Genomic DNA, 767 nt, shown 5'->3' with positions numbered 1-767 from the left:
GTGGAGATGGAGCGCGGCTTCCTCTTCATCATGTCGATCTCGGACGGTTCTTCACTCGCCGTCCTTGCGCACCCGGAGGCCGACATCGGCCTCATCGGGTACGAGATGGCCCTGCTCGTCGACCGTGCTGGAACAGTACTCACTCCAGACGTGCGAGCGGAACTCCAGGGCAGCATTCTCAACTGATCTTGCACGCTCCCCCCACATGAGCACCACAGCCCGCACCTTGCCCTTATCTCACTGATCCCTCTCTCGGAGGAGACATGACCCCGCCGCCCGCTTCACCCGACCCGTACGGTGCGAATCAGCAGGCACCGTTCGGGGGCGAAGGCGACCAACCCCTGGTACGTCCCTACGCCATGACGGGCGGCCGCACCCGGCCGCGCTACCAACTCGCGATCGAGGCGCTGGTGAGCACCAGTGCAGATCCGGCGCAGTTGCAGGGTCTGCTCCCCGAGCACCAGCGGATCTGCCATCTGTGCCTTGAGGTGAAATCGGTTGCCGAGGTCTCGGCGTTGCTCGCAATACCGCTGGGGGTGGCCCGGATTCTCGTCGCCGACCTCGCCGAGGCCGGGATGGTGGCGATCCATCAGCCCGGCGGCGGCACCGACCCCGGTGGCGCTCCAGACGTGACCTTGCTCGAAAGGGTGCTCAGTGGACTTCGCAAGCTCTAGCCCGCAGACGGGGATCGGTCAGATGGGCCACCCCGGCCAGGCGCCCGGTGTGCCGCAGCAGGCTGACCAGTTCGTCGGCGACGCGCCCGTCGG

The 767-nt window shown here is 66.8% G+C and carries 2 protein-coding genes; both read left to right on the top strand.

Features of this window, described 5'->3' with window-relative positions; translation table 11 throughout:
* The coding region (locus tag UWG_RS0125005) for a roadblock/LC7 domain-containing protein (RefSeq protein ID WP_016909932.1) at positions 1–186 on the top strand (186 nt) is incomplete at its 5' end.
* A gap of 77 nt (positions 187–263) precedes the next feature.
* A complete protein-coding gene (locus UWG_RS0125000) occupies positions 264–674 on the top strand; it encodes a DUF742 domain-containing protein (RefSeq protein ID WP_019544789.1) in 411 nt (136 codons plus the stop codon).
* Positions 675–767: the final 93 nt, after the last annotated feature.

The sequence above is a fragment of the Streptomyces xiaopingdaonensis genome (assembly GCF_000262345.1).
Lineage (GTDB): Bacteria > Actinomycetota > Actinomycetes > Streptomycetales > Streptomycetaceae > Streptomyces > Streptomyces xiaopingdaonensis.
The sequence above is the reverse complement of the archived record's forward strand: the minus strand, read 5'-3'. Positions and strand labels throughout refer to the sequence as shown.

Bases quoted from the DNA above. Each gene is read 5' to 3' on its own strand.
- UWG_RS0125000 (WP_019544789.1), top strand. From the start codon at position 264: ATGACCCCGCCGCCCGCTTCACCCGACCCGTACGGTGCGAATCAGCAG.